We start from the raw sequence: 22,263 nt of genomic DNA on the forward strand, positions 1-22,263 counted from the left end.
GCGCCAACGTTCGTCGACTCAGGCCAGAACCGGGACGACGAGCGGCAACTCGACCGTCGTCCGGATCCCCGGCCGCGCCGCGCACACCGCCGCGATCGAGTTCACCGCGCGATTGGCGGTGTAGGACGGGGAGATCTCGCTCATCCGCTCGAGCGGGATGGGGAAACGCATGTCGATGTCGAGGGGCGCGTCGCCGTCGACGGTGATGTGCCAGCCGGTCGCGTGCAGGTCCCAATCGGCATCGAGCTGATCCGTGCAGTACCAGGTGGGACGGAACCGCATCAGCTCGCGGCCGTCGTGGATACCCGACACCGTGATGCGTTGCGCGGCCACCGTTCCCGCCTCGATCGTGCCCGCGGCGATGGTGACCGTCGAGCGTGCCGTGGCGAGTTCGCCCGTGGTCCGGATGGTGTCGAGGGGCAGGCCGAGCGCGTCGGCCAGGGCGGCCAGCGACGGTCCGAAATTGGACTCCACGTGGGCGAGCCGGACGTCCGCGAACTCTCCTGCATCACTGCCGAATCCCATGACGTCGAACAGGATTCCGGGGGAGTTCCGTTGGGAGAGGTCGGCGTACTCGTCGATGGCGAGGTGGTCCATTCTCCGCTGGATGGAGGTCAGCACGAGTGGCACGGCCTCCGTGACGAAACCGGGACTGCTGCCGGTGCTGTGGATCGACGTACCGCCGAGTGCGCACGCGGCCTCCACGGCTTCGCGCACCACCGGATCCATACCCGCCGGGCGGTGGAACTCTCCACGGGTGGTGACGATGTTCGTGCCGGAGGCGAGGATTCGGCACACTTCGTCGAGGTCGAACAGCAACGGCATGTACAGCACGCAGTCCGCCCCGAGATCGATGATCTCGTCGGCGTCGTTCGTGGCGCGCACACCGACCGGGTCGCGTCCGCACAACTCACCCGCATCGCGACCGGCCTTGTCGTCGCTGTGCACGTACACGCCGACGAGTTCGACGGAGGGGTGGTCGATCACTGCGCGCAGCGCGCGGGTGCCGATCGTTCCGGTCGCCCACTGCACCACGCGCAGAAGGCGCGGTGTCGGAGTCTCGACGACGGCATTGTCGGGGGCGGACTGTCGTTGCATGACACCTCGATCTCGATCGGTGTTCGTGGGAAGAACCGTCAGGGCAGGCGCAGCAGGGCTTCCTGGGCGAAAGAGGCGACGAGAGTACCCTTCTCGGTGAGCAGGTCGCCGCGGCCGAAGCACCGTCCGTGGGCGACGAGGGGACTGTGCTGACGCAGCAGCAACCAGTCGTCGCTGCGGAACGGGCGGTGGAACCACAGATTGTGCGAGGTGACCGCGGACGTGAACGCCGTTCCGTTGCCGGTGTGGTCGAAACCGGCGACGGCAAGAAGCGCGGTGCCGATGAGGTTGAGATCGGTGGCGTAGGCGGCCAGCGCCGGCGCATACGCCTCGTCGACCTCGGGGGTGCGCATCCACATCTCGAACTCGGGCGCCGAGACTCCGCGATCCTCGAGGTCGGTCGTTGCGCGGGTCTCCCACGGGATCAACGAGAACGGGGCGCGCGTGCTCTCGTCGAACACCTGGGGTACGGACGGCACGGTCTGCACCTCGGGGCCGTCCTCGCCGACGTGCATGGACACCGATGCGGTGGCGAGGACGCCCTTCGACTGGCGCGCGACCGCCGTCAACGTGGCGAAGGTCCGGCCCTCGTGCAGGCGGGTGATCTCGTAGCGGACGGGCTCGTCGGCGCGTCCTTCACGGGCGAAGACGGTGTGCAGGGATTTGATGCTCTTCTCGGGGCAGGTCAGCTCGGCGGCACGCACGAACTGACCGAGCAGCTGGCCCCCGAAGAGCCGGTGGTATTCGAGGTGCTGATTGCTGCCCTCGAACACCACCGACTCGGGGCGCTCCTCGTCCACGGGGGACGAGCGCAGATCGAGACAGGCGAGGAGGTCGTTCCACAACTCGGTCACGAGCCGAGTGTAAGTGAACTACTCCGATTTGAGAATGGTGTTCTCGTCAGCGGGCGGCGAATCCCTGCGAGCAGAAGTTCCAGACCTCGTCGGCCGTGATGGGACGGGTCGTACTGTCGTCGCCTCCGCTCGACTGAGCGATGAACATCACGGTCTGCATCGTCATGGCGGCCGTCCGCTTCGGGTTCAGCCCCTCGCGGAGGCTGCCCTCGGCGTCGACCTTCTCCATCAGCTCCGTGAACAGCGCGAGCATCGGTGCGTGCGCGACCTTCACCTCGGCAGGGTGGGTGAGCAGCAGCTGCGGCGCGAAATCGGTGAACAATGGCCGCTGGGCCGTCGGGTCGGGACGGGACGACTCGAACAACAGCTCCACTGCGACGCGCAACTGGTCGAGAGGGGCCTTCTCGCCGGCGGCAGCGGCGCGGATCTGATCGGCAGAGCGGCTCAGGGCATCTTCGAAGAGCGCCAGCAGCAGCTCGTGCTTACCGTCGAACTGCAGGTAGAAGCTGCGAAGCGACTGCTTCGAACGGTCGACGACCTCCTGGACCGTGAAGTCGGTGCTGCCCTTTTCCGTGATGATCGCCTGCGCTGCGTCGAGGAAGCGCTGTACGCGCTGCTCGGCGCGCAGTTTGGCGGTCCGGATGGAGCGCTCGACTGCGCGTTGCTTCCAGGCCGGTTCTTCGCTGGGGCCCGTCACTGCCGGGATCGCCCTGTGTCGCGTGGGGTGGACATAGGAGCACTGTACCGGAGGGTAGGGACGCATTGCGGGACTGTCCTTCCATTTCCCACGCCGATTCGAGACTATTACTATCTCGAAAAGAGAATGTTATTCTCATCGCGATACCAGGCTCAGTGCCAGGAAGGAGGCAAGTCGGAATGCTTTTCGAGTTCGACTCCGATCAGCAGTTGTGGCAGAAGACCGTCCGGGAAGTGACGGCGAAGGAATGCCCGTCGACACTCGTCCGCACCGTCGTCGACAACGGCGCCGATCCGGCCCCGTTGTGGAAGACTTATGTGGGCCTGGGATGGACGGAACTGGTCGAGTCCGAGGCCGCGGTGGAGCTCGCGATCGTCCTGGAGGAACTCGGCCGGGCAACCGACCCGACCCCCTTCCTTGCCACCACCACCCAATTCGCCCCGCTTGTCGCCGGCCGGACCCAGCCGGATCGCGCGGGCGCCGCCGTCTACGAGGGTGTCTCCGCCGTGCGCGACGCGGACGGCTGGTTGCTCAGCGGCACCGCACACCGCGTACTCGACGGCGACCGCGCCGACGACATCGCCGTCGTCACCGAGGCAGGTGTGTTCACCGTTCGGGCCGACCAGGTGTCGGCCCGCCGTACCTCCGCCTTCGACCCGGTCCTGCACCTGGCCGACATCGTCTTCGACGACGTGCGGGTCGAGACGGACCCGGACACCGACATCGACGTGGAGAAGGCACGCCACGTCGCCCTCGCAGGACTCGCCGTCACCATGGTCGGTGCCTGCCGCCGCATCCTGGATCTCGCACTCGACCACGTGCGCAACCGGCAGCAGTTCGGTGTGCCGATCGGGTCGTTCCAGGCCGTCAAGCACCGTGCTGCCGACATGCACGTCGCCGTCGAACGTGCCCGCGCCCTCGCGTATTTCGCCGCACTGACGATCGCGGAGGACGACCCGCGTCGTCGCCTCGCCGCCTCCATGGCCAAAGCCGCTGCGGGAGAATGCCAGTCGACGGTCTTCCGCAACGGTCTGCAGTTGTTCGGCGCCATGGGCTTCACCTGGGAGAACGACCTGCAGTTCGCGCTCAAGCGTGCCCGTGCGGGAGAGCACATGCTCGGATCCGCCGCGGACCACCGTGCACTGATCGCCGAGGAGTACCGTGCAACTCTCGTTTGATTCCGACGTCGAGGAGTTCCGCGCCGAGTTCGTGGCCTTCCTCGACGAGCACCTGCCCGATCCGTCCGAGGCCATCGTCCGCGCCCGATCGAGCGCCGACGTCCCCGAATGGGCACGCCGCTGGCAGCGGGTCCAGTTCGACCACGGCTGGCTGCTGCCCGGCAACCCGCCCGAGTTCGGTGGCCGCAACGCGACGATCCTGCAGCAGTACGTCCACCTCGAGGAACTGTCGAAGCGGCGGATCTATCACAGCTTCAACCCGCAGGGTCTCGGCATCATCGCAGCCTCGCTGCTGTCGTTCGGCACAGAGGAACAGAAGCAGCGCTGGGCGGTGCCCATCCTCCGTGCGGAGATCACCGCGGCCCTCGGGATGAGCGAGCCCGGTGCAGGATCCGACCTCGCCTCCCTGCGCACCCGGGCGGTGCGCGACGGCGACCACTTCGTCGTCAACGGCCAGAAGGTGTGGACCTCCGGTGCCCACGACGCCGACGTGCTGCTGACCTTCGTCCGCACCGATCCGGACGCGCCGAAGCACAAGGGGATCAGCGTCCTGCTCATCCCCACCGATCTGCCCGGCGTCGTCCGCAGACCGTTCCCGTCGGTCGCCGATGGCGACGACCGCGACTTCAACGAGGTGTTCTTCACCGACGTGCGTGTGCCCGCCGAGAACCTCATCGGCGAGCTGAACGGCGGCTGGTCGGTCGCGAACGGATCGCTCGGGCACGAACGCACCCTGCTGTGGCTCAGTTTCGCGGACCGGCTGCAGGATTTCGTCGAGGACTTCCGACCTCACACGGCGCTCGACCGCGACCGCTACGCCACACTCGTGATGGACCACCAGGCACTGAAGCTGCTCGGCTCGGCAGCTCTCGTCCGCGAATCCCGCGGAGCGCAGGACGTTCCCGCCCTGTCGGTACTCAAGCTACTCGGCTCCGAGGCGGTTCAGACCGCCGCCGAACACGCCCTCGACGCGTCCGGCCAGGACGGTCTCGTCCATCCGGCGACTACGTCGGCGTATGTGCCGTGGAATCTCGACAACTTCTCGTCGAGCTGGTTCGAGAGGTTCGTGCGGAGCTTCGCCGGCACCATCGCGGGTGGCACGTCGGAGATCCAACGCAACATCATCGCCGAACGCGTCCTGGGGTTGCCCCGTGGCTGAGGGCTACATCCTCTATGAGGTCGCGGACCGGATCGCAACGATCACGCTGAACCGGCCGGAGGTCGCCAACGCGCAGAACGGCGCCCTCCTCGACGAACTGGACGCCGCCTGGACCCGCGCCGGCGACGATCCCGAGGTCTCGGTGATCGTGCTCCGCGCCGAGGGCAAGCACTTCTCGGCCGGGCACGATCTCCGCAGCGGGGAGCCGGTTCCCGACAAGATCACCCTCGAGATGATCTACCGCAACGAATCCCGGCGCTATCTCGAGTACTCGCTGCGGTGGCGCAACATCCCGAAGCCGTCCATCGCCGCGGTGCAGGGCCGGTGCATCTCCGGTGGCCTCCTGCTGTGCTGGCCGTGCGATCTCATCGTCGCGGCCGACGACGCGTCGTTCTCCGATCCCGTGGTCCTCATGGGTATCGGCGGCGTCGAATATCACGGGCACACCTGGGAACTCGGCCCGCGCAAGGCCAAGGAGATCCTCTTCACCGGCCGGCCGGTCACCGCGGAGGAAGCGGAGCAGACGGGCATGGTGAACCGCGTCGTGCCCCGCGCCGATCTCGACACGGAAGTACGCACGCTCGCCGAGCAGATCGCGAAGATGCACCCCTTCGGGCTGCGGCAGGCCAAGCGGGCCGTCAACCAGACCCTCGACGTGCAGGGTTTCTATGCCGCGATCCAGTCGGTCTTCGACATCCACCAGACGGGCCACGGCAACGCCCTCAGTGACAGCGGATGGCCGGTCCTGATGAATCTCGACGAGATGAAGGACAACATCCGCTAGCGCACGGGGCATTCGCTACCGCTTTCGCCATTCGCCGCGGCAATTGTTGTAGCGCATGGCGATTCCGGTAGCCGATGGACAACGCAGTTACGTGTGGGGCCGCCTCCGAATCCCGGAGGCGGTCTCACACGCGTGTGTCTCAGACCTTGCGGGTGACACCACCGTCGACGCGGATGATCGCGCCGGTGGTGAAACTCGACGCGTCGCTGGCCAGATGGAGTGCGAGCGGCGCGACCTCCTCGGGCCGGCCCATGCGACGCAACGGCACGAAGGATGCCTCCTCGCCTTCCGGCGGAGCCCATGCCTTCGACAGGTCGGTGCGGAACGGACCCGGAAGGATCGAATTGACACGCACTTTCGGGGCGTAGGCCTCCGCCAGGCCCACCGTGAGGGCGTTCAGGCCGGCCTTCGCGCATGCGTAGGGGAGTTCGCGCACACTCGCCGTGAGCGACCCGGCGGTGCCGATGTTGACGATAGACCCCCCGTCGTGCTCCGCCATGTACGTGCCGGCACGGACCGCAAGTCGGAACGGGCCCTTGAGATTCACGCCGAAGGTCTTGTCGTACAGCTCTTCGGTGATGGATCCGAGATCCTGGTAGAGCGGCGACATTCCGGCATTGTTGACGAGGATGTCGAGGCGCCCGAAATGGTCGAGGGTCGTGTCGACGAGCGCATTGCAGTCGTCCCACTGCCCGACATGGCAGGCGACGGGGAGCACCTTGCTGCCGGTCGATGCCTCGATCTCCTTCGCGGCGAGTTCGCACGCGTCGAGCTTGCGGGAGGCGACGACGACGTCGGCGCCGTGTTCGGCGAGGATCTGGGCGATGGCGCGGCCGATGCCACGCGAACCACCCGTTACGACAGCGGTTTTCCCGCTCAGATCGTGAAGAGAGTCAAGTTGTCCCATATACGGATCATGCCTCAGAACAAGGGTCTTGGAAAGGTGGTTCTCTTCTGAAAGAATGAAATTCCGGACAAAGTCGAAGGAGTCTCATGACGCCCGACGAGCTGTGCGACAAGTACGCCATCACCGAACTCCTCTACCGCTATGCGACGGCGGTGGACACCAGGGACTGGAAGAAGATGGAATCGGTCTTCACCGAGGACGCCCATCTCGACTACAGCTCCGTGGGATACCAGCCCGGACCGAGGGACGAAGTGCTCGCGCAGCTGCAGAAGGCGCTGTCGTACCTGCCGATGTCGCAGCACTTCGTCACCAACGTCGAGGTCGACCTCGACGGCGACCGTGCGACTGTACGGGCGATGTTCTACAACCCCATGCAACTCCCCGGCGTCGACGGCCTGACCTATTGCGGGGGCAACTACCACCACGAGGTCGTGCGGACCTCCGAGGGCTGGAAGAGCTGTCGCCTCACCGAGGAGAGCCTGTGGTTCTCGAACCATCCCGACCCGTCGAAGAACGGGGCGCACCGATCGAGCTGATTGCAGATCGCAGGCGCGGGTAACCGACAGGCATGGACCAGTCGGAAACCCCGTTGCTCAGCGCTCTCGAGGAATACCGCCGGCTCGACCGCTACGGCTTCTCCCCGCCGGGACACCGGCAGGGCCGCGGCGTGGACGAACGCGTCGCGGAAGTGCTCGGGCGGGACTCGTTCCGTGCGGATGTCCTCGCCTCCGGTGGCCTCGACGACCGTCTGACGCGCAACGGATATCTGAGCAGAGCAGAAGAACTCATGGCCGAGGCGGTCGGAGCCGAGCAGGCCTTCTTCTCGACCTGCGGAAGCTCCCTGTCGGTCAAGGCCGCGATGATGGCCGTCGCCGGCAACGATCCCGGTGGTCTGCTGCTCGGACGCGACTCGCACAAGTCGATCGTCGCCGGACTGATCTTCAGTGGTGTCACCCCGCGTTGGATCACCCCGCAGTGGGACGAGGAGATGCACTTCTCCCATCCACCCTCACCGCAGCAGGTCCGAGAAATGTGGGACAAGTACCCCGATGCGGCCGGTGCACTGATCGTCAGCCCCAGCCCGTACGGGACGTGCGCCGACATCGCGGGCATCGCGGACGTCTGCCACGAACGCGGAAAGCCGCTCATCGTCGACGAGGCGTGGGGCGCGCACCTGCCCTTCCACGACGACCTGCCGACCTGGGCGATGGATGCCGGAGCCGATGTCTGCGTGGTGAGTGTGCACAAGATGGGTGCCGGTTTCGAGCAGGGCTCGGTGTACCACGTGCAGGGAGACCTGGTCGACGCCTCCCACCTGTCGGACTGCGCCGACCTGCTCATGACCACCAGCCCCAACGTGTTGATCTACTCGGCGATCGACGGATGGCGGCGGCAGATGGTCGAGCACGGCACCGAACTGCTCGGCAGGGCGCTCGACCTGGCCCGGACCACACGCGAACGCATCGAGAGGATCGACGGGGTCTTCGTCCTCGACGACCGGCTGCTCGGCGACGAGGCCTCGCACGATCTCGACCGCCTCCAGGTGCTCATGGACCTCGACGAACTCGGCGTCTCGGGTTATCAGTGCGCCGACTGGCTTCGGGAGAACTGTCGTCTCGACGTCGGTATGACCGACCACCGCAGGATCCTCGCCACGATGTCCATGTCCGACGACGAGGAGACTGCCGATCGGCTCGTCTCCGCGCTCGAGGCCCTGTCCCGGGCGGCGGAGTCCTTCGATCCGCCGCCCCGGATCGAGCTGCCGACTCCGGACGAACTGCAGCTCGAATCGGTGATGTCTCCGCGCGACGCGTTCTTCGGCAGGACCGAGATGGTCTCCGCCGACCGCGCCGTCGGTCGCATCGCGGCGGAACAGCTCACGCCGTACCCGCCGGGAATCCCCGCGGTCGTACCGGGTGAGCGGCTCGACCGCGCGGTCGTCGACTATCTCCACAGCGGTGTGGGTGCCGGCATGAACGTGCCCGACGCGACCGACAGCTCCCTCGACGAGTTCCGGGTGGTCGTCGAGGGCTGATCTCAGAGGTGGACCAGGCGGGGAGCCGAACCTTCCGCGCGGATGATCGCGCCGGCTTCACGGGTCAGTTCGCGTGAACTGCCGAACAGGCCGTCGAGCACCAGCGCCCGCTTGATGTGCCGGTGCAGGTCGTGCTCGGCGGTGAAGCCGATACCGCCGAGGACCTGCTGGCAGTGCCGCGCCGCGATGATCGCCGCGCGACCCGCGGCGGCCTTCGCGAGCAGAGAACCGAGTTCGTCGGTGGCCGCGCGCAGGGTGGCCTCCGCACCCTCGACGGCGACGTACGTCTCCGCGAGCCGGTGCCGCACTGCCTGGAAGCCGGCGATGGGCTTGCCGAACTGGGTGCGGTCGAGAGCGTGGGTGCGGGCCAGGTCGAGCATCGCCCGACTCGTTCCGACCAGCCACCAGCCGAGCGCACGACGTGCCGCCGCGACCGGCACCGGATCACCGGATCCGACCGTCGCGATCGGCAGTTCCGCGTCGAGTGCGGTGGTGTCCCGGTCCGCACGTGCCCACACGATCCACTGTCCGCCGGTGTAGGGGAGGGGTACGACCCCACCGGCTTCACGACCCGCGTCGACGAGCACGATGTCGTTGATCGCCGGGGCGTGCGCGCCGGTCTCGCCGAGCAGCCGGAACACCATGGGGATCGTGTCGTCGGGCATCTCGGTGAGCATGTCGTGCCAGCCCAGGTCGACCAGGGCCGCGTCGAGAGCGGCGCCGGTCGTGCTCTCCATGGTCCTGCGCAGTGCGTCCTCGAGCAGGCCGAGGTCCGAATCCGATGCCGGTGCAGTGCTGTAGGTCGTCACTCCGCCCCCAGATCGAGAAGTCGGCGCGCGACGATGTTGCGTTGGATCTCGGCGGTGCCGCCGTAGATCGTCGCCGCACGCGAGTACAGGAATTCGGTCCGCCATTCGGTGTCGGACAGTTCGAGCACGCCGGGAAGCAGATCCCGTGCGGTGTCGAACAACTGCTGTTCGGCAGTCGCGAGGAGGATCTTGTCGACGGACGTCTCGGGACCGAGGGGTGCGCCCGACGCGAGTCGCTGCTGGGTGGCGAGCGACCGGCACCGCACGGTGTGCAGCGCGAGGTAGGCCGCGCCGAGTTCGTCGTCGGCCGTCGAATCGGTCTCGCCCACAAGGCGATCCAGCCGGGTGAACAGGTAGGCGATGCGGTGCCAGAAGCACGTCGACCGTTCGTGCGGCAGCAGGTCCATCGCGAGCTTCCAGCCGTCGCCGGGATTGCCCAGCATGCGGTCGGCCGGCACGACGACGTCGTCGAAGTACACCTCGGCGAACTCGTCGACGCCGTGCATCGTGCGCAGCGGCCGGACGGTGATGCCCGGGGTGTCCATGTCGATGAAGAAGGCGGTGATGCCCTTGTGCCCCGGCGCGGTACGGGTGAGCAGCACGCAGCGGGAGGCGAACTGGGCGAGCGACGTCCAGACCTTCTGCCCGTTGATCACCCATTCGTCGCCGCGTTGCTCGGCCCGGGTGGACAGCGACGCGAGGTCGCTGCCCGAGCCGGGTTCCGAGAAGCCCTGGCACCACTGTTCCTCGCCGCGGAGCAGTTTCGGCACCATCTCCGCGGCGAGTTCGGGTCGCGCGTAGGAGATCATGGTGGGCGCGAGCACCTCGATCATCGAGTAGATGCCCGGCTCGGCGAGGGCGCGGGTCGCGACCTCCTCGCCGAGCACGGCACGCAGGACGGCCTCGCCGCCGACTCCGCCGACCTCCTCGGGCCAGCCGTAGCGCATCCAGCCCGCGTCGTAGAGTTCCCGCCGCACGCGGGCGAGTTGTTCGACCTGCGCGTCGAACGAGTGATCCGGTCCGGGGGTCAGATCGTTCTCGTCGAGCCAGGTGCGGACGGCAGTCCTGAACTCGGTGACGTTCATGCCGGTTCGAAGGCGTGGGGGATGCCGGAGTCGTGGGTTCCGCTGCGGCGGATGAAGGTCATCGCGCGGGTGCGCAGACGCCAGCCGTCGGCCGTGCGGGCGTAGGTGTCGTTGTAGTAGCCGATGCGCATGTCGTGCGTGGAATGCTCGACGAAGCACAGCGGCTGGGTGCCGGTCGCGGTGTCGCCGTCGATGTCGATGAGGGCCGTGCCCGTCATGAACAGGCCCTTCGGTGCGGCCGCGACGAGCTCGGGGAAGCGGTCGAGGGGGAATGCGTCGCCGAAGGCACTGTAGGTGCCGTCGGGGGTGAACACCGAGACGACGCCTTCGACGTCGTTCTTCGTCATGTTCACCGCGTAACGGGCGAGCAGCTGGTTGATCTCGACGAGGTCGTCGGTGATCGAACGGTCAGTTGTGGACATAGACCTTTCCGCCTTTCATCACGAACCGCACGTTCTGGGTGACGGTGATGTCTTCGGTGGGATCGCCGGGGACGGCGATGATGTCGGCGAGCAGACCTTCGGCGAGGCGACCGCGGTCGTCGACGCCGATGAGTTCTGCCGCATTGATCGTGGCGGCCTGGATCACCGCGAGGGGAGGGATCCCGCGGTCGACGAGGGCGACGATCTCGTCCGCGTTCTTGCCGTGGGGGATGGCCGGCGCGTCGGTGCCGACGGCGATCTTCACGCCGGCCTTGTATGCGGCGAGCACCGAGGTGCGTGCCTTGGGGAACATCTCGGCGGCCTTGGCCTGCAGTTCCGGCGGCGCGTGAGAGGTGTCCATCGCGTCGGCGAGGCGGGTGGTGGGCACGAGCCATGTTCCGCGCTCGACCATGAGGTCGATGGTGTCGTCGTCGATGAGGAATCCGTGTTCGATGCAGTCGATTCCGGCTTCGATCGCGTGTCGCACGGCTTCGGCGCCGTGCGTGTGCGAGGCGACCTTCATGCCGCGACGGTGGGCCTCGTCGACGATCGCCCGCAGCTCTTCGTCCGAGTAGTGCTGGGCACCTGCGGATCCGGTCATCGACATGACGCCGCCCGAGACGCACACCTTGATGAGCTGGGCGCCGTGCTTGATCTGGTAGCGCACCGCCTTGCGGACCTCGTCGACGCCGTTGGCGATGCCCTCCTCGATCGTCAGGTCGAGGACGCCGGGTGCGAACGCCGCGAACATCGTGGGGTCGAGATGGCCACCGGTGGGGGTGATGGCGTGGCCGGCAGGGACGACGCGCGGGCCGTCCACCCAGCCCTTGTCGATGGCCGTTCCGAGGGCCACGTCGAGCAGGTATCCGCCGGTCTTGACGAACAGTCCGAGATTGCGGACGGTGGTGAATCCGGCGCGCAGGGTGCGGCGGGCGTTGCCGACGGCACGCAGCATGCGCAGGGGCGGGTCGTCCTGGACCGTCGAGTAGACGGGCTTCTCGCCGCGTCCGCCCATGAGGAGGTTGACCTCCATGTCCATCAATCCGGGCATGAGGATCAGGTCGCCGAGGTCGATGACGTCCCCTTCCGGGGTTCCGCCCACTCCGACGATGCGGTCGCCGTCGACGCGGATGATTCCCGGACGGACGATCTCGCCCGTGTCGACGTCGAGCAGTCCGGCTGCCTTCAGGGTCAGCATCGCTCGTCCTTTCATCGGAGAGCGACACATCACGAGAATGCCACTCTCTATCTTGATTACGAGGTTTTCATACAACCCCGGACGGCGTCAATCGAACCATCGGTGGATGGGACGAAAAAGGGCGTCGGCCCGAACCTTTCGGTCCGGACCGACGCCCGTGTTCGGCTTCGATCGTGACTCAGTCGAGCCGGATCGCCCTCTCGGGACAACCCGCTGCGGCCTCCCGAACGGATTCCTCGTGCTCGGTCGGGACCTCGGACACGAGCGTGACGGCGTACCCGCCGTCGCTCAGGTCGAAGACCTCCGGGCAGGCGGCGAGGCAGACACCGTGTCCGCGGCAGGCGTCGTCGTCGACGAAGACCTTCACTTCGACTCACCTTCCACCGGTGCGTACTCGAGGTGCAGTGCGAGCAGGCCGCGCAGGATGAAGGTCGGTAGGTAACCGAACTTCCGGTCGTCCTCGGGGCCGTGCACCTTCTCGGAGATCCGGATCTCGCTGGTGCGCTCGAGCAGGCGCTGGATGCCCACGCGCCCTTCGGTGCGGGCGAGCGGGGCGCCGGGGCACGAGTGCACGCCGCGACCGAACGCGATGTGGGTGCGGGCGTTGCGGCGGTCGATGTCGAAGTCGTTCGGATCGGAGAACTGACGCGGGTCGCGGTTGGCGGCACCGTTGACCAGCATCATGATGGTGCCGGCCGAGACGTCGACCCCACCGATGGTGGTGGGGGTCTTCGCGAGCCGGAAGTCGCCCTTGATGGGGCTCTCGAAACGCAGCGTCTCCTCGATGAAGTTCGGGATGCGATCGGGCTCGCTGCGCAGGGTCTTCTGGAGTTCGGGCTGCTCGGCGATGATCCGCAGCGCGGAGCTCAGCAGACGCACGGTGGTCTCCTGGCCGGCGGAGAACACGTTCGCGGCGATGCGCAGGACGTCGTCGACGGGCGGCAGGGTGCCGTCGGGGAAGGTCGCGGTGGCGAGGCCCGTCAGTACGTCGTCGGTGGGGTTCGCGCGGCGGTCCTCGATGTACTGGCCGAACTTCTTGTACAGGAACTCGAGGGGGTTGAGCTTCAGTGCCTCACCCTCGGTGCTGCCGAGCGAGAATCCCTTCTCCACCTGGATGTTCAGGCCCTCGATGAACTCCTGGTGGTCGCTCTCCGGCACGCCCAGCAGGTCGGCGATGACGAGCATCGCGAACGGCGCGGCGAAGCCGGTGATGTAGTCGCCCTCGCCCCGGGCGAGCAGATCGTCGAGGAGGCGGTCGGCGATGCGCTCGATGAAGGCCTCGTTCTCCTTGAGGCGCTTGGGAGTGATGAGCCGCATCAGCAGGCCGCGATGGTCGGTGTGCTGCGGGGGATCCATGGTCGGGAGCTGGTCGTTCATCGGCAGCGAGGGACGGTGCTCCTCGATGAAGTCGGTGATGTCGTCGCTCTCGGGGCAGGCCGGCAGGCCGGAGAACGGACCGGTCACCGAGATGCACGACGAGAAGGTCTGCTCGTCGCTCAGGACCTGGATCGCCTCTTCGTAGCCGGTGACCATCATGACGTTGTGGTGGGGTTCGCGCCTGACCGGGCATCCGTCACGCAGGGCGTCGTAATAGGGGTACGGGTCCTCGACGAGATCCGGATCGGTGAAGAAGTTCTTCGTCTCGATGTCGGTCATGGTTCCTCCCGGGGCAGACGGTGGGCTGTTGCGGAGTTCGGCCTCGTCCCGCGGCCGTCCCGCGCTCGAAGCCGTGTCTCGCCCGCACATCCAACCATGGGTCGGAAAGTCCGGCGCGAGGGGATCTTTCGTGCATATCGGACTTGTGATCGATCACGTGATGACAATCGACCAACTGTGTTCGATCTTGAAATGCGGACGGCGTGGAACCGAAGAAACGACAGCGCGCCCGTACTCGAACCCCATAGGGTTCGGGTACGGGCGCGAGGTGTGCTCATCGCCGGAGTGTCCCGACGGGTGGCATCACACCACCGGTTCCTTGGTGATGGTGACCCAGGCGGCGCCGCTGTCCGGCACGCGGGGCTGCTTCCATACCTCGACGGGGAACGAGACCATCACGAGCGACTGCATCAGGTGCATGAGCGCGCGGGCATCGTCGTCGAGGTCGTCCAGATCGAACTTGTCGAGGTAGGTGATGGCGTCCTCGAGGCGGCCGAAGGCGGCGTCGTAGAACTGCTGCATCTCGGGCATGCTCGACGCCAGCCGCTTGGCGTAGCGCTCGGGCTCGGTGGCCAGAGCCCAGTCGGCATACTGTTCGAGGTCGGCGAATTCGGTGGGCAGAGTCGTCACTTCTGGTACTCCTTGACGTAATCGGCGACGGTCTTGTGGAGGTGGCGCAGGAGGATTTCCTGGTCGTTGAGCGGGAAATCGGTCACTGCGCGGGTGCCGATCATGGTCTGGGTCGCTTCGAGAGTGTTCGCGTCCTGGAGCGCGTACTCCTTGAAGGTCACCGCGGCGAGTTCCTGTGCGAGGCGGTCGCGAGCGTTCTTCGGTGGGACGAAGTACAGGCTCGTCTCGAAGATGTGCTTGTCGACGGCGGTGGGCCAGTAGGTGTAGGTGAGGTACCAGCCCGGCTTCCAGATGAGCAGCGTCATGTTCGGGAAGAACTCGAAGCTGTCCTGGCCCCAGCTGTGGAACTTGGTGGGGTTGACCGCGGGCGGCAGCTGATCCTCGGCCAGGCCCTCGATGTCCGGGACGTCCCACGGGCCGAACAGACCCGAGCGCAGGACGCGCTCGATGGGCTTGACCATGTCGAGGTCCTTGGGCGGGGCCATGCCGCCCCACGAGGAGATCATCGAGTGCGGCGACTTGATGTCGTAGTGCAGCGCCTCGTAGCCGTAGCCGGCGAGCTTCTCGGCCTCGTCCTTGACGGCCTGCTTCATGTGCAGGATCGGTGCGTGGTAGAACTCGGCGAAGGCGTCGATGAACAGCTTCCAGTTCGCGTTGATCTCCGAGCGGTAGCTGTAGACCTCGGTCATCTTGTCGAAGGGATAGCCCTCGAGGCCCTTGGCGAAGTCGCCGAGGTAGTCGACGAGCGGAGCTGCGTCGTCGTCGAGGTTGATGTAGATGAACCCTTCCCACGTCTCGCAGCGCACCGCCTTGAGTCCGAAGTCCTTCTTGTCGAGATCGAAGAATTCGCCCTCCTGCTGCACGAAGGTCAGATCGCCCTCGAGGCTGTAGCGCCAGGCGTGGTACTTGCAGGTGAACTGCTTGCAGCTACCGGCGGTCTCTTCGTTGGGGAAGTCGTTCCACACCAACTTGTTTCCGCGGTGGCGGCACACATTGTGGAACGCGCGGATGACGCCGTCGTTGCCCTTGACGATGACCAGCGAGGTGCCGGGTCCGGCCGACGGGATCTCCTTGGTGAAGTAGCTGCCGACGCGGGGCAACTGCTCGACGCGACCCATGTAGAGCCAGGTGCGCTTGAAGATCGCCTCGCGCTCCGCCTCGAAGAAGGCGGGATCGATGGAGTCGGTGTAGTCGACGGGTGCGGTGCCGAGTTCGGGATAGTGCTCGGTCCAGCTTCCCTCGGCCGGCTTGGTGAAGTGGGGCAAGGTTCTACCTTTCGTCTTCGAACTCGATACCGAAGGTGTTGTAGGCCATGGCCATCAGGCTGTAGCCACCCACGGTGAAGATGAGGTCCATCAGTTGTTTGGTGGTGAGATGCTCCGAGAGCGCTGTCCAGGTCTCCTCGGACAGACGCGAGGTCTCGGTCAACTCCCGAACGGAGTCGAGCAGGCGCTGTTCGAACGGATCCTCGGCCGACCCGTCGAGGGCCGCGTCGATCTCGTCCGGCGTGAGGCCGGCTTCGGTACCTGCGATCTCGACGTGGTGCTCACGCTCGTACGAGCAGTCGTGCAGTGCGGCGACCCGCAGAATCACGAGTTCGCGCAGCCTGGCCGGGAGTGTGGATCGGAACAGAAGATGCACGCTGAAGCCGAGAAAGGCCTTGGTCAACTCCGGATGGTGGACGAGCGTCGCCATCGCGGTGCCGGCGTGCTCCGGATTCCTCATGTGCCGGGGCATCAGACCTTTCAGTGCTGCGTCGACGTCCTCGTCCCACAGTTCCGCCGGCAGCGGGGATAGCAGTGCCACATCAACCTCCTCCCTGCTTGAGAGAATTACATTCTCATTTCTGAGCGATAGATTTCCATGTCCGCGTCGGATAGTCAACGTTCCGCGGGAAATGTCCTGTTTCCACTGGTGGGAAGCTCGCGCGCGGAGTGGCTGTCGCTCTACGCCTCCGTTGGAGGCATGAGATCTACGCGTCTCTTCCGCGTAGGGGCGGCGCCTTGCGAAGGTTGATTATCCTCAAAAGAGAGGATAGTTTTCATCGCATCAGCCATCCGGGGTCGCGCTCGCCCGCCGAGCGATCGAAAGAGAGGTACGTCGTGACCACACCCGCACCACTTCGTCCAGGAGTGCAGCTCGCCGCCGCAGAAGGTTCCACGAGGGTCGTCGTCGTCCGCGCCCCTGCGGAGAACGCGCGGGAGCTCACATGCGGTGGCGCCCCGATGATTCCGGCTCCTCCGGGTCGGCCCGAACCGTCGGCAGGCGACGCTGTCACCGTCCTCGGCAAGCGCTACGTCGATGCGGACGACACGGTCGAGGTGCTGTGCACCTCCTCGGGGCCCGGGGAACTCGGCTACGGCGGTATCCCCATGACTCTCAAGGCCGCGAAGCCGCTTCCCGCCTCCGACTGACCGACACGAAAGGGACCACCATGAACCTCGACGACGTGCAGCCCAGCCCGCAGGGCCGGAGGTGCCGACGATGAGCGGAATGAGTTTCGAACTCAGCGAGGATCAGGAGCTCATCCGCAAGTCGGTGGCCGAACTGACGAAGAGGTTCGACGACCAGTACTGGATGGAGAAGGACCTCGCCCACGAGTTCCCGTCGGAGTTCTACAAGGCCATGGCCGACGGTGGCTGGCTCGGTATCACCATGCCCGAGGAGTACGGCGGGCACGGATACGGCATCACCGAGGCCACCTTGCTGCTCGAGGAGGTCGCGCGTTCGGGCGGCGGCATGAACGCTGCGAGCTCGATCCACCTCAACATCTTCGGCATGCAGCCGGTCGTCAAGCACGGGTCCGACGAGCTCAAGGCCCGCACCCTGCCGCGCATCGTCAGCGGCGACCTGCACGTCTGCTTCGGTGTCACCGAACCCGGGGCAGGGCTCGACACCTCGCGGATCACCACCTTCGCGCGGCGGGACGGCAACCACTACGTCGTCAACGGCCGCAAGGTGTGGATCTCGAAAGCGCAGGAATCCGAGAAGATCCTGCTGCTGACCCGCACCCAGCGGTACGACGAGGTGCAGAAGAAGACCGACGGCATGACGTTGTTCCTCACCGATCTCGACCGCAGCCGCGTGGACATCCGACCCATCCGCAAGATGGGGCGCAACGCCGTCACGTCGAACGAGCTGTTCATCGACGACCTGCGGGTGCCGGTGGAGGATCGCGTGGGTGAGGAGGGGAAGGGTTTCGAGTACCTGCTCGACGGCCTCAACCCCGAACGCATGCTCATCGCCGCCGAGGCGCTCGGCATCGGCCGCGTGGCACTCGACAAGGCCGTCAAGTACGGCAACGAACGCGAGGTCTTCGGCCGCCCCATCGGCATGAATCAGGGAATCCAGTTCCCCCTCGCCGATTCGCTCGCCCATCTCGACGCCGCCGAACTCGTCCTGCGCAAGGCGACCTGGCTCTACGACAACGGCAAGCCGTGCGGACGGGAAGCCAACACCGCCAAATACCTCTGTGCGGAAGCGGGATTCACCGCTGCCGACCGTGCGCTGCAGACGCACGGCGGCATGGGCTACTCGGAGGAGTACAACGTCTCGCGGTACTTCCGCGAAGCGCGCGTCATGCGCATTGCACCGATCAGCCAGGAGATGATCCTGAATTTCCTGAGCTCACACACTCTGGGACTGCCGAGGAGCTACTGATGGCCGTGAACAACTCTCTCTTCGATCTCACCGGGCGATCGGCCGTGGTGACCGGCGCGGCCGGCGGTATCGGTTCGGCCGTCGCCGAAGCCCTCGCAGCCGCCGGTGCGGCCGTGCTCGTCACCGACGTGAACGGCGACGCCGCGGCCGCTGTCGCCGAACGGATCTCGGTGAACGGCGGTAAGGCCGACAGCGCCGCGCTCGACGTCCGCGACCGGGATGCGGCCGACGCCGCGATGGCGCGTGCCGCCGGCCTGACCGAGGGTGTGCTCCACATCCTCGTCAACAATGCGGGTGTCACCGACCCGGCGATGTTCGCCGACACCACGGTCGACTCGTTCCAGCGCATCCACGACATCCACGTGCTCGGCGCCTTCAACTGCTCGCAGGCGGCGCTGCCCTTCCTTGCCACCGACGGCAAGGGCCGCATCATCAACGTGACGTCCTCGGCGGGCATCACCGGCACGCTCGGGCAGGTGAACTACTCCGCGGCCAAGGCGGGGATCATCGGCATCACCAAGTCGCTCGCCCGCGAGTTGGCCCGCAAGAACATCCTCGTCAACGCGCTGGCCCCGCTCGCCGCGACTCCCATGACGGAGACGATCCGCACCAACGAGAAGTTCGCTGCGAACATGCTGGGCCGTATTCCGCTGCGCCGCTGGGCATCCCCGGAGGAGGTCGCCGGAGCGTTCGTCTTCCTGGCCACCGACGCGGCATCGTTCGTCACCGGGCAGGTCCTTCCGGTCGACGGCGGCATGGTGATGTGATGACCGAGACGGTGACAACAGGTTCTGTGGGCTCGGACGGCCCGCTCGCGGGCGTCACCGTCGTCACCCTCGAGCAGGCCGTGTCGGCACCGATGTGCACGCGGACGCTCGCCGACTTCGGTGCGCGGGTCATCAAGATCGAGAACCCCCGCGGTGGTGACTTCGCGCGCGACTACGACGACGTCGTCGGTGGCATGGCAGCACATTTCGTGTGGGCCAACCGCGGCAAGGAATCGGTGACACTCGACCTGAAGTCGGACGACGGGATGGCGGTGCTGCACCGGATCCTCGCCCGCTCCGACGTGCTGGTGTCGAATCTGGCGCCGGGCGCGACCGCGCGACTCGGACTGTCACCCGATCGGCTCGAGGAACGCTATCCCGAACTGATCTCGGTCGAGATCGACGGCTACGGTCCCGGCGGTCCGCTCTCGCACAAACGCGCCTACGACCTTCTGATCCAGGCGGAATCGGGGGCGTGCGCCGTCACCGGCCATCCCGGCATGCCGGCGAAACCCGGCCCGCCCGTCGCCGACATCACCACCGGCCTGTACTCGGCCGTGTCGATCCTCGCCCTGCTGTGCGGCAAGGAACGGCACCGCGGCCGCGGCGGCAGCCTGTCGAAGGTGTCGGTGAGCCTGTTCGACACGATGACCGAGCTCATGGGATATCCGCTGACCTACACACGCTATTCCGGGGTGAACCAGCAACCGCTGGGCATGTCGTCGCCCGCCGTCTCGCCGTACGGGTCGTACTGCACCGCCGACGACCAGGTGGTCGTCCTCGGCACCACCAACGACCGGGAATGGCAGCGACTCGCACGGGAGATCATCGAACGCGACGATCTGGCCGACGACGAGCGTTTCCGCTCCAATGCCGGTCGCTGCGAACACCGCGCCGTGCTCGACCAGGCGATCGCGCAGTGGTGTGCCCGGCACCCCCTCGCGCACATCCAGAAGATCGCCGACGAGGCGGGTATCGGCAACTCCCGGTACAACCTGCCCAGCGACGTGATCGCGCATCCGCAGCTGCAGGCCCGGGATCGCTGGCGGGAGGTCGCAACCCCCAACGGATCGATCGAGGCACTGCTTCCCCCACCGGTCGTCGCGGACTTCGAACTGCCCATGGGTGCGGTGCCGGGGCTCGGCGAGCACACCGACGCAGTGCTGCAGGACTTCGGGATCGCCCGCACCGAGATCGCGCGGCTGCGCGAGACCGGCGCGATCGGTCCCGCATACCGCGCACCGGATACGGAGGCAGCCGAATGAGCGCCGATTCTCTTCTCGTCGACGACCGCGACGGGGTCCGGACCCTCACGTTGAACCGGCCGCATCGCAAGAACGCGATCGACGGTCCGCTCTGGCAGGCATTACACGACGTGCTCGTCGACACCGCCGACGACCCGGACGCGCGTGTCCTCGTCATCACCGGCGCGGCCGGCGCGTTCTGTTCCGGTGCCGACATCGCCAATCCCGGTGTCGCACATCCCCTGCGGAAGCTGCGCAAACTGACGGACGTCGCGTTGCTACTCCACGAACTGCCCGTTCCCACCGTCGCGAAGATCGACGGCGTCGCCTACGGGGCGGGCTGGAACCTGGCGCTCGGATGCGATCTGGTGGTGGCGACACCGCGCTCGACCTTCTCGCAGATCTTCGCCAAGCGGGGACTGTCACCCGATCTCGGCGGTACATGGCTGCTGCCGAGGCTCGTCGGTCTGCAACAGGCGAAACGACTCGCGTTGCTGGCCGAGGCCATCGACGCCGACGAGGCGCACCGGCTGGGGCTGGTGACCTGGATCGAATCCGAGGAGGGCATCGATGCGTTCGTCGACGATCTCTGCGCTCGGCTGTCGGCCGGGCCGCCCGTCGCCCTGGCGCAGACCAAGGCATTGCTCAACGAAGCCGCCGACCGCGGCCTGCGGGATTCCCTCGCCGGTGAAGCGCGCGCCCAGGCGGTCAACTTCGGAACCGTCGACGCCCCCGAGGCGTTCCGGGCCTTCGCCGAGAAGCGCGAGGTCCGCTTCACCGGCCGGTGGGCACTGAATCCGGAACCACAGACTCCGGAACCACAGACTCCGGAACCACAGACAACGAGTGGAGAAGAAGTACATGCGTGAAGCAGTCATCGTCGAAGCCGTCCGCACGCCGGTCGGCAAGCGCAACGGGGGACTGGCGGGCGAGCATCCGGCGGATCTGTCGGCACACGTCCTGCAGGCCCTTGCCGAGCGCGCGGGGATCGATCCGGCGGTCGTCGACGACGTCGTGTGGGGCTGTGTCTCGCAGGTGGGAGACCAGTCGAGCAACATCGGCCGGTACTCGGTCCTCGCCGCCGGCTGGCCCGAATCGATTCCTGGTACGACGATCAACCGTGCGTGCGGGTCGAGCCAGCAGGCGCTCGACTTCGCGGCGCAGGCGGTGATGTCCGGGCAACAGGACGTCGTCGTCGCCGGTGGTGTCGAGGTGATGAGCCGTGTGCCGCTGGGCTCGGCGCGGGCGTCGGGTCAGCCGTACGGACCGAAGGCGCTGGCCCGGTACGACGGGTTCTCGTTCAACCAGGGCATCTCTGCCGAGAAGATCGCTCAGAAGTGGGGTTTCTCCCGGACGCGTCTCGACGAGTTCTCGGTGCTCTCGCACGAGCGGGCCGCCGCTGCGTTGGACCGCGGTGCGTTCGACGCGCAGATCGTCCCGGTGCCCACCGAGGCGGGCGTGGTGTCGGTGGATGAAGGGGTACGGCGGGGATCGACCGTCGAGAAGCTGGCCGGTCTGAAGCCGGCCTTCGCCGAGGACGGCGTCATCCATGCCGGCAACTCGTCGCAGATCTCCGACGGTGCGGCGGCGCTGCTCGTCACGACGCCGGAGAAGGCCCGGGAGCTCGGGCTCACTCCGCTGGTCCGGTACCGAGCGGGTGTCGTCGCCGGTGCCGATCCCGTCCTCATGCTGACCGGACCCATCCCCGCGACGGAGAAGGCCCTCTCGAAGGCCGGCATCGCGCTACGAGACGTCGGTGTCTTCGAGGTCAACGAGGCATTCGCGTCGGTGCCGCTGGCGTGGCTGGCCGAGACGGGCGCTGATCCGGAGAAGCTGAATCCGCTCGGTGGGGCGATCGCGCTCGGTCATCCGCTCGGCGGTTCGGGTGCGGTCCTGATGACCCGGATGATTCATCACATGCGTGACCAGGGCATTCGCTTCGGTCTCCAGACGATGTGCGAGGGCGGCGGCACTGCCAACGCGACCGTCGTCGAGCTGGTGTGACCCAGAGCGAAACAAATATGTGATGAGACCCTTGTCACACCTGCGGAAATGACCTAATGTGCGTTCAGTAGGTTGT

The 22,263-nt window shown here is 66.6% G+C and carries 24 protein-coding genes; 11 read left to right on the forward strand and 13 right to left on the reverse strand.

Going from position 1 to position 22,263, the window contains the following annotated elements; genetic code table 11:
• Positions 1-18 precede the first annotated feature (18 nt).
• From ACLBYD_RS24295 to ACLBYD_RS24305, 3 genes are read right to left on the reverse strand one after another with little or no spacing between them, the layout of a single operon-like run.
• Positions 19-1,098 carry an NAD(P)H-dependent amine dehydrogenase family protein gene (locus ACLBYD_RS24295; protein ID WP_447818425.1) on the reverse strand — a complete coding sequence of 360 codons (1,080 nt, stop codon included), beginning with the start codon at positions 1,096-1,098 and terminating at the stop codon, positions 19-21.
• Between the two features lie 38 nt (positions 1,099-1,136).
• Positions 1,137-1,952, reverse strand: coding sequence for an acyl-CoA thioesterase (locus ACLBYD_RS24300; protein ID WP_447818426.1), 816 nt, complete (start codon positions 1,950-1,952; stop codon positions 1,137-1,139).
• 46 nt (positions 1,953-1,998) lie between these two features.
• A complete protein-coding gene (locus ACLBYD_RS24305; protein ID WP_447818427.1) occupies positions 1,999-2,649 on the reverse strand; it encodes a TetR/AcrR family transcriptional regulator in 651 nt (216 codons plus the stop codon).
• Positions 2,650-2,828: 179 nt separating this feature from the next.
• Here ACLBYD_RS24305 and ACLBYD_RS24310 point away from each other — a divergent pair, with 179 nt between their 5' ends.
• From ACLBYD_RS24310 to ACLBYD_RS24320, 3 genes are read left to right on the forward strand one after another with little or no spacing between them, the layout of a single operon-like run.
• On the forward strand, positions 2,829-3,827 hold the full coding sequence (locus ACLBYD_RS24310) for an acyl-CoA dehydrogenase family protein (RefSeq protein ID WP_447818428.1): 999 nt from the start codon (positions 2,829-2,831) through the stop codon (positions 3,825-3,827).
• Positions 3,811-4,986, forward strand: a complete 1,176-nt coding sequence (locus tag ACLBYD_RS24315; RefSeq protein WP_447818429.1) for an acyl-CoA dehydrogenase family protein — start codon at positions 3,811-3,813, stop codon at positions 4,984-4,986. Before ACLBYD_RS24310 ends, ACLBYD_RS24315 begins: the two co-directional genes overlap by 17 nt.
• Positions 4,979-5,770 (forward strand): enoyl-CoA hydratase, encoded by a 792-nt coding sequence (locus tag ACLBYD_RS24320; protein ID WP_447818430.1) that lies wholly within the window; start codon positions 4,979-4,981, stop codon positions 5,768-5,770. The genes ACLBYD_RS24315 and ACLBYD_RS24320 overlap by 8 nt, the downstream gene beginning before the upstream one ends.
• Before the next feature lie 139 nt (positions 5,771-5,909).
• Here ACLBYD_RS24320 and ACLBYD_RS24325 read toward each other — a convergent pair whose 3' ends face one another.
• On the reverse strand, positions 5,910-6,677 hold the full coding sequence (locus tag ACLBYD_RS24325; protein ID WP_447818431.1) for an SDR family NAD(P)-dependent oxidoreductase: 768 nt from the start codon (positions 6,675-6,677) through the stop codon (positions 5,910-5,912).
• Positions 6,678-6,763: 86 nt separating this feature from the next.
• Here ACLBYD_RS24325 and ACLBYD_RS24330 point away from each other — a divergent pair, with 86 nt between their 5' ends.
• Both ACLBYD_RS24330 and ACLBYD_RS24335 read left to right on the forward strand, forming a co-directional pair.
• Positions 6,764-7,213: a nuclear transport factor 2 family protein gene (locus ACLBYD_RS24330; protein WP_447818432.1), complete on the forward strand. Its 450-nt coding sequence runs from the start codon at positions 6,764-6,766 to the stop codon at positions 7,211-7,213.
• Between the two features lie 32 nt (positions 7,214-7,245).
• On the forward strand, positions 7,246-8,712 hold the full coding sequence (locus ACLBYD_RS24335) for an aminotransferase class I/II-fold pyridoxal phosphate-dependent enzyme (RefSeq protein WP_447818433.1): 1,467 nt from the start codon (positions 7,246-7,248) through the stop codon (positions 8,710-8,712).
• 2 nt (positions 8,713-8,714) lie between these two features.
• Here ACLBYD_RS24335 and ACLBYD_RS24340 read toward each other — a convergent pair whose 3' ends face one another.
• The 9 genes from ACLBYD_RS24340 to ACLBYD_RS24380 form a co-directional block, all read right to left on the reverse strand.
• Positions 8,715-9,449 (reverse strand): acyl-CoA dehydrogenase family protein, encoded by a 735-nt coding sequence (locus tag ACLBYD_RS24340; protein WP_447818465.1) that lies wholly within the window; start codon positions 9,447-9,449, stop codon positions 8,715-8,717.
• Positions 9,450-9,517: 68 nt separating this feature from the next.
• Entirely contained in the window at positions 9,518-10,606 is a 1,089-nt protein-coding gene (locus tag ACLBYD_RS24345) for an acyl-CoA dehydrogenase family protein (protein WP_447818434.1), read from the reverse strand.
• Positions 10,603-11,028, reverse strand: coding sequence for a nuclear transport factor 2 family protein (locus tag ACLBYD_RS24350; RefSeq protein ID WP_447818435.1), 426 nt, complete (start codon positions 11,026-11,028; stop codon positions 10,603-10,605). The genes ACLBYD_RS24345 and ACLBYD_RS24350 overlap by 4 nt, the downstream gene beginning before the upstream one ends.
• Complete coding sequence (locus ACLBYD_RS24355; protein ID WP_447818436.1) at positions 11,015-12,226, reverse strand: amidohydrolase family protein; 1,212 nt, start codon at positions 12,224-12,226, stop codon at positions 11,015-11,017. The genes ACLBYD_RS24350 and ACLBYD_RS24355 overlap by 14 nt, the downstream gene beginning before the upstream one ends.
• 178 nt (positions 12,227-12,404) lie before the next feature.
• Positions 12,405-12,593 (reverse strand): ferredoxin, encoded by a 189-nt coding sequence (locus ACLBYD_RS24360; protein WP_447818437.1) that lies wholly within the window; start codon positions 12,591-12,593, stop codon positions 12,405-12,407.
• The gene (locus ACLBYD_RS24365) at positions 12,590-13,882 is read right to left on the reverse strand and encodes a cytochrome P450 (RefSeq protein WP_145690840.1); all 1,293 of its coding nucleotides are present in this window, start codon (positions 13,880-13,882) and stop codon (positions 12,590-12,592) included. Before ACLBYD_RS24365 ends, ACLBYD_RS24360 begins: the two co-directional genes overlap by 4 nt.
• Before the next feature lie 303 nt (positions 13,883-14,185).
• Positions 14,186-14,512 carry a hypothetical protein gene (locus ACLBYD_RS24370; RefSeq protein ID WP_447818438.1) on the reverse strand — a complete coding sequence of 109 codons (327 nt, stop codon included), beginning with the start codon at positions 14,510-14,512 and terminating at the stop codon, positions 14,186-14,188.
• On the reverse strand, positions 14,509-15,777 hold the full coding sequence (locus ACLBYD_RS24375) for an aromatic ring-hydroxylating dioxygenase subunit alpha (protein ID WP_258260197.1): 1,269 nt from the start codon (positions 15,775-15,777) through the stop codon (positions 14,509-14,511). Before ACLBYD_RS24375 ends, ACLBYD_RS24370 begins: the two co-directional genes overlap by 4 nt.
• 4 nt (positions 15,778-15,781) lie before the next feature.
• Positions 15,782-16,318 (reverse strand): carboxymuconolactone decarboxylase family protein, encoded by a 537-nt coding sequence (locus tag ACLBYD_RS24380; protein ID WP_447818439.1) that lies wholly within the window; start codon positions 16,316-16,318, stop codon positions 15,782-15,784.
• 296 nt (positions 16,319-16,614) lie between these two features.
• On the opposite strand from ACLBYD_RS24380, the gene ACLBYD_RS24385 reads away from it, so the two are divergent.
• From ACLBYD_RS24385 to ACLBYD_RS24410, 6 genes are all read left to right on the forward strand, one after another.
• Positions 16,615-16,926, forward strand: a complete 312-nt coding sequence (locus ACLBYD_RS24385; protein WP_447818440.1) for a hypothetical protein — start codon at positions 16,615-16,617, stop codon at positions 16,924-16,926.
• Between the two features lie 79 nt (positions 16,927-17,005).
• Positions 17,006-18,172 carry an acyl-CoA dehydrogenase family protein gene (locus tag ACLBYD_RS24390; protein ID WP_447818466.1) on the forward strand — a complete coding sequence of 389 codons (1,167 nt, stop codon included), beginning with the start codon at positions 17,006-17,008 and terminating at the stop codon, positions 18,170-18,172.
• Positions 18,172-18,939, forward strand: coding sequence for an SDR family NAD(P)-dependent oxidoreductase (locus tag ACLBYD_RS24395; RefSeq protein WP_120280518.1), 768 nt, complete (start codon positions 18,172-18,174; stop codon positions 18,937-18,939). The genes ACLBYD_RS24390 and ACLBYD_RS24395 overlap by 1 nt, the downstream gene beginning before the upstream one ends.
• Positions 18,939-20,204: a CaiB/BaiF CoA transferase family protein gene (locus ACLBYD_RS24400; RefSeq protein WP_447818441.1), complete on the forward strand. Its 1,266-nt coding sequence runs from the start codon at positions 18,939-18,941 to the stop codon at positions 20,202-20,204. The genes ACLBYD_RS24395 and ACLBYD_RS24400 overlap by 1 nt, the downstream gene beginning before the upstream one ends.
• Complete coding sequence (locus ACLBYD_RS24405; protein ID WP_447818442.1) at positions 20,201-21,052, forward strand: enoyl-CoA hydratase/isomerase family protein; 852 nt, start codon at positions 20,201-20,203, stop codon at positions 21,050-21,052. Before ACLBYD_RS24400 ends, ACLBYD_RS24405 begins: the two co-directional genes overlap by 4 nt.
• Positions 21,045-22,187: a thiolase family protein gene (locus ACLBYD_RS24410; RefSeq protein ID WP_447818443.1), complete on the forward strand. Its 1,143-nt coding sequence runs from the start codon at positions 21,045-21,047 to the stop codon at positions 22,185-22,187. Before ACLBYD_RS24405 ends, ACLBYD_RS24410 begins: the two co-directional genes overlap by 8 nt.
• Positions 22,188-22,263 lie beyond the last annotated feature (76 nt).

Source organism: Rhodococcus sp. C26F, from assembly GCF_053345925.1.